This is a genomic window from Pectobacterium fontis (assembly GCF_000803215.1).
GTDB lineage: Bacteria > Pseudomonadota > Gammaproteobacteria > Enterobacterales > Enterobacteriaceae > Pectobacterium > Pectobacterium fontis.
Genome location: NZ_JSXC01000091.1, coordinates 1 through 5,865, shown reverse-complemented (window position 1 = coordinate 5,865; position 5,865 = coordinate 1). Strand labels below are relative to the sequence as shown.

Sequence of the window (5,865 nt, the reverse complement as noted above, 5' to 3'; positions counted from 1 at the left end):
CATGAGAAAGATACAAGCGCGCCTTGTCGGGCGTGTGGTGAAATCACAGATTTGCTCGGTAGTTAACACGCACGAAATTTTCGCACTACCACACAGGATGCAGTGAACATTTTATAGCGGATGCTATCCGCAATAGAAAAAGGCTTTCCGAAGAAAGCCTTTGGGAAAATGCCCGGCAGGAATGATGAGCCAGCCGGGCTGAGGGTTAGTGCACTATTACCACCAGGCTTCAGCCTGAATACCGACGTTCACTGCATTGCTGCGAGCGTCGTTAAAGCGGTTTCTATTTTCATTTCCACCGTCCAGATAAGAAACGAAGAAGCGCAGTTCCGGGCGGGTCATCATCGGAATATCGGCGCTGAAGGCGTGGGCTAGCGTATATTTCTGACCGGTGTATTTATTTTCCGTACCGCTCATCCAGCTCTCTTTTTTCTGGTAAGCGCCGGCTTCCAGATAGGTTTTCTGATTTTTCGTCCACGCATATTGACCGCGACCTACCGCAGAAAGTAATTCGGTACTGTCGTGCGAGAGGCTGATTTCATCCGCTTTACCGTAGGTCAGGACATGGCTAAGCGTAATGTTATCAGTGATTGGCAGGTCACCAGCCTGAATGACGCGGTAGCCTTTGGCGTTGGGATTGACGCTCCAGACGTCATACCAGCCGCCGCCCTGATCGACCATATTGTGGGCCAGCCCTTTGTCGGCGTATTGCAGCACCAGTTTCTGGCTGGATTTGAGGCCAGAGAAGTATTGGCTGATTTCGCCAGTCAGCATCATTGAATCTTTAGGATCGAACTTCTGGCCTTCCGCCAGGAAGATGTTCTTCTGTGTGTCTGCTTCATTTGGCATTGCATAGGAGATACCAAATTCTGTCCATGCGCCGTCCCACGGCTTCCAGCCTGCATAGCGCGCATCCAGATAGTTAATGTTCAGATCGTTATAGGTATCTTGTCTGGAAGAACATTCCTGACTGTTCAAGCTGCTGCTACAGTCGACATTCATGTTTTCGGCATCGGCACGGATCCAGGCAAATGAGAACGCGCCTTCACCCGCCTTGATGTTTTCGATCCCGGCACCGGCACCAGAGATATTCCAGTATTTGGTATCGATGATGTGCAAATCATGGCGCTGGTAGTAGCGCTTACCCGCCCAGACGGTGGCATCTGACAGGCCGGGAATAAACCCTTTGGCTTTTAGGTTAAATTGTTGCAGACCAAAGGTGGCATCATTGTTTGCTGTGCTTTCATCGCCATTGGAACTGTCTGACCACATGGAAATCATGCTATCTACGTAAAACGTTTTCCCATCTTCGTTATACAGTTGTTGACCCAGTTCGATTTCACCATAGGTGTCACTTTCATTACCTAACCTTCCGACATAGTTTTTATCGGCTGTTTGTTGTTTTCCGTGGTTTGAAACACCCACGCCAGAACGGAAATATCCTGAAAAATCAACAGAATAAGAAGGGGTTGCCAGCATTGCCAAACTCAGCGCAATAGATGTCGTCAGCAGTTTTCTTTTCATAATATACCTTTCGCTTATTCGGGTAAGAGTGTGGATGTTCCAAATAACATGAGGTGAACGGAGGTAAAGCGCTTCCACTCATGGCGAAGGATTATGGGGGAATAAAATGACGCGTGACATGATTGTTCTCACAAAATACAAAAGAGTTACACCAAAATTTACACTGAGTTAACGATGTTACAGACCGGTTTTTGATTGTTTATCAGTAATTATATGATGCTATTCACTGTATAACGCGTGTGTAACTGGTTACACATATTGCCCGCGCATCTCAAATGCAGCAGAAAATTTTTTATATCAGGAACAAAAACGTTGCATAAAAAGTGTGATTCGCTGCGGAGCAGGAAATATTTTTGGAATAGAGGGGCTGCATGCCTGCTAAAGAGAGAAGGAAAACAGGGAACATGCAAACGGACAGCTTGCCTGAGATGGGCGGGCAAGCTGTGTTAAGGAAACGTCGTTATTTCTTACGGGCGGGAGGGCTGACGGAATGGCGGCGTACCAGCGTCGGGCTAAACATATTCGTGGTTTCGCTGAGCTGTTTACCGTGGGATAACGCGATGGCTAATTCGGCTGCCTGAATAGCCATCGCGGAAACCGGGTAGTGGACGGTTGTCAGGCGAGGGCGAAGGTAACGGGCGATCAAGACATCATCAAACCCCACCACGGACATATCTTGCGGTACGTTGATGCTGTTATCGCTCAGAACGGAAAGGGCGCCGGCGGCCATGGAATCGTTGTAGCACACCACGGCCGTCATATTGCCGCCGCGGCTCAGGAGTTCCATCATGGCAGACTCGCCCCCCACTTCATCGGGTGATGCACGGGCAATGAGACGTTCATCCCGTGGGATGCCGTGCTCTTGCAGCGCATCCATATAGCCTTGCAGGCGGTCAGTGGAGTCGGAAATCTGGTGGTTAGAACAGAGAAAGCCGATCTTCTGGTGGCCTTCCTGAATTAAATGACGCGTGGCCAACCAGGAACCATAGCGGTCATCGAGCGCAACGCAGCGGTTTTCATAACCCGGTAAGGTACGGTTGATGAGCACCATATCAGGAATGTAGCTCATCAAATCGGCCAGATCCTCATCGGAGAGCATTTTGGCATGCACGATCAGCCCTGCGCAACGGTGGCGAATCAGTTGCTCAATGGCTTTTTTTTCCTGTTCGGCATTGTGATAGCCGTTACCAATCAACAGGAAGTTGCCGGTAGCTTGCGCAATTTGCTCGACAGATTTCACCATCGTCCCAAAAAAGGGATCGGAGACATCCGCGACCACCAACCCCATCGTCTCTGCACTTTGATGCGCGAGCGCTCTGGCATTGGCGTTCGGATGATATTGCAGTTCCGCCATGGCCTTGTGTACGGCTTCCCTGGAGGCGGTACTGGCTTTGGGCGAATTATTGATTACGCGCGAAACCGTAGCGACTGATACACCTGATAGACGAGCGACATCCTTTATTGTGGCCATTGGCATTCCTGAACGGTCAAATGTGTTATCCCTGCCATATTTCAGGTTGCACGTACTTAAGCTTCCCAGCAAACCGAATTATTGAGGGTAGTAGGGCGAATCATCGCCTTACTCACAAGTTAAAAGAAAAAATCGATGACTTATATTTATAAATGTACAGGGTTTTGGGGAATGTTACCTACCCGACCACCTTACCTTTTTGATCCAGACCGTACTTCTGTGATCGCTATCAACAATCATTGGCTATTTCTCTCTTCCAAAATACCACTCTGAGGTTTAAATTTAGGGTAATCGATTACACTCATGTGATAGTTAAACGATAGCACCCTATCTGTGTTCAGCATTATTACAGCTATTTTATCCATAACATAGGGTGAAACTGATTACATGAAGAGGTTTTTCTGGCTGGGTTTATAGCGCGGTCAGATGCCTTTTCCAGACCGCTGACGGGCTGTTAGCACCAGACAATTGGCTGCGGATGGTGCCCGCTGCTGTACCGAATTCGTGTTTTGTATTGAGGAATAGCTTATGCAGTTTGAGCCAACTGAACACCCACACCGCCGGTTTAATCCGCTGAAAGGCGAGTGGATTCTGGTTTCTCCGCACCGCGCCAAGCGCCCTTGGCAGGGCCAGCAGGATGAGCCGGATCGCACTACGCCGCCGTCTTACGATCCCACTTGCTATCTGTGTGCGGGCAATAAGCGCATTACGGGCGATATCAACCCGCCTTATCAGGGCACCTTTGTGTTTACGAATGATTTTTCGGCATTGATGGAAGACACACCGGATGTCCCGTCGGATGATGACGAACTGTTTCGCGTACAGCAAGCCCGTGGCGTGAGCCGCGTGATCTGTTTTTCTCCCGATCACAGTAAAAGCCTGCCGCAACTTTCGCTGCCAGCGCTGAAAACGGTGATCGATACGTGGAGCGATCAAACTGAGGAACTGGGCAAGCGCTATCCGTGGGTGCAGGTGTTTGAGAATAAAGGCGCAATGATGGGGTGCTCCAATCCCCATCCGCACGGTCAGGTTTGGGCTAACGATTTTCTGCCCAACGAGGTGCTACGTGAAGACGAGCAGCAGCGAGGCTACTTCTCCCGTCACGGTTCGCCGTTACTGCTGGACTATGCTCAGCGTGAGTTGGCTGATGGTGCGCGCATTGTGCTGGAAACGGATCACTGGCTGGCGGTCGTCCCTTATTGGGCGTCGTGGCCGTTCGAAACACTGGTGTTGCCTAAGTTTGCCGTACAGCGATTGCCGCAGTTGAATGAGGTTCAGCGTGATGATCTGGCGCTGCTTCTGAAAAAGCTGACCAGCCGTTACGACAACCTGTTCCAGTGTTCATTTCCTTATTCGATGGGGTGGCATGGCGCGCCGTTTAAGGGCGGAGACACAGCGCACTGGCAACTGCATGCCCATTTTTATCCTCCGTTATTACGTTCCGCCAGCGTGCGCAAATTTATGGTCGGCTATGAAATGCTGGCCGAAGCACAGCGCGATCTGACGGCAGAGCAGGCTGCTGAACGTTTACGCAGCGTGAGTGATATCCATTTCCGTGAGCAAATTTGAGGTCATTTTATGAGCCGTATTGATTCTCTACGTCAGTTAACCGAGTCTATTTTTGTCCGATTATTTGGCTATGTGCCACATGCCGCTATTCAGGCACCCGGACGGGTCAACCTGATTGGTGAGCACACCGACTATAACGATGGCTTTGTCTTGCCGTGTGCTATCGATTACCAGACGGTTGTCAGCGCAGCGGTGCGTCAGGATGGCATTGTGCGAGTGGTCGCCGTGGACTTTGACAATCAGCAGGATGAATTCGATCTCGCTCAAGAGATTGTGCCCCACCCGGAATATACCTGGGCGAACTATATCCGCGGAACGGTGAAGTTTTTGCTGGCGCGTGGCCTGCCACTTAGCGGCATGGATATGGTGGTTTCCGGCAATGTGCCTTCTGGCGCAGGGTTAAGTTCATCGGCCTCGCTGGAAGTCGCGATCGGGCAAACGTTTAAAGAAATGAATCATCTGGATATTAGCCAGTTGGATGTGGCACTGAATGGTCAGCAGGCGGAGAACCATTTTGTCGGCTGTAGCTGCGGTATTATGGATCAGTTTATTTCCGCGCAGGGGCGGGCGGGTGAGGCAATGTTGATCGATTGCCGTTCTCTGGAAGGGCGAGCTGTGCGTATGCTCGACGGCGTTGACGTCCTGATCGTGAATTCCAATGTGCGCCGTGGACTGGTGGACAGCGAATACAACACGCGCCGTCAGCAGTGTGAAGCTGCCGCGCGTCACTTCAACGTTAACGCGCTGCGCGATGTTTCACTGTCGCAGTTTGAAGCGGGAATCGAAGGGCTGGATCCGGTGGCGGTTCGCCGTGCGCGACACGTTATTACCGAGAATCGCCGCACGCTGGAAGCGGCTGATGCGTTGGCGCGTCAGGATGCGCACCGTTTGTTTACACTGATGGCGGAATCACATGTCTCCATGCGCGATGATTTTGAGATTACCGTGCCGCCGATCGATACGCTGGTGGCGCTGATTCAGGATTATGTCGGTGAGCGGGGCGGTGTGCGTATGACCGGTGGCGGGTTCGGTGGTTGCATTGTCGCCCTGATTCCCTCGGCGCTGACCGATGAGGTTAAACAGGTGGTCGAGCGTGAATATCCGGCACGCACCGGGCTTCAGCCGTCAATCTATCTGTGTCAGGCATCCGATGGAGCAGGGCGGTTGAATTAATATTTTTGTGGAATAATGAGTGAAATGGGCTTTGTTCAAAGTAATGCCGATCGTTTAAAGATCGAGATGCCATGGGCGACCACGGTGCGAGGTATCCCTGCGGGAACCTCATCACCGTGTTTCCCCTA

At 51.1% G+C, this 5,865-nt stretch carries 4 protein-coding genes; 2 read left to right on the top strand and 2 right to left on the bottom strand.

The genetic code is table 11. From position 1 onward, the window contains the following. Positions 1 to 216: 216 nt before the first annotated feature. Together OI69_RS18710 and galR are read right to left on the bottom strand one after the other, a co-directional pair. On the bottom strand, positions 217 to 1,524 hold the full coding sequence (locus OI69_RS18710) for a maltoporin (RefSeq protein ID WP_039354207.1): 1,308 nt from the start codon (positions 1,522 to 1,524) through the stop codon (positions 217 to 219). 460 nt (positions 1,525 to 1,984) lie between these two features. Then, positions 1,985 to 2,995: an HTH-type transcriptional regulator GalR gene (gene galR / locus OI69_RS18705; protein ID WP_039354204.1), complete on the bottom strand. Its 1,011-nt coding sequence runs from the start codon at positions 2,993 to 2,995 to the stop codon at positions 1,985 to 1,987. A 528-nt stretch (positions 2,996 to 3,523) separates the two neighbouring features. Here galR and galT point away from each other — a divergent pair. Both galT and galK read left to right on the top strand, forming a co-directional pair. Then, positions 3,524 to 4,564 (top strand): galactose-1-phosphate uridylyltransferase, encoded by a 1,041-nt coding sequence (galT, locus tag OI69_RS18700; RefSeq protein ID WP_039354200.1) that lies wholly within the window; start codon positions 3,524 to 3,526, stop codon positions 4,562 to 4,564. A gap of 9 nt (positions 4,565 to 4,573) precedes the next feature. Further along, positions 4,574 to 5,737: a galactokinase gene (gene galK, locus OI69_RS18695; protein ID WP_039354197.1), complete on the top strand. Its 1,164-nt coding sequence runs from the start codon at positions 4,574 to 4,576 to the stop codon at positions 5,735 to 5,737. Positions 5,738 to 5,865 lie beyond the last annotated feature (128 nt).

What these genes read in the sequence shown, in the direction of transcription:
- OI69_RS18710 (WP_039354207.1), bottom strand. Translation starts at nt 1,524, where the DNA reads ATGAAAAGAAAACTGCTGACGACATCTATTGCGCTGAGTTTGGCAATG.
- galR (WP_039354204.1), bottom strand. Translation starts at nt 2,995, where the DNA reads ATGGCCACAATAAAGGATGTCGCTCGTCTATCAGGTGTATCAGTCGCT.
- galT (WP_039354200.1), top strand. Translation starts at nt 3,524, where the DNA reads ATGCAGTTTGAGCCAACTGAACACCCACACCGCCGGTTTAATCCGCTG.
- galK (WP_039354197.1), top strand. Translation starts at nt 4,574, where the DNA reads ATGAGCCGTATTGATTCTCTACGTCAGTTAACCGAGTCTATTTTTGTC.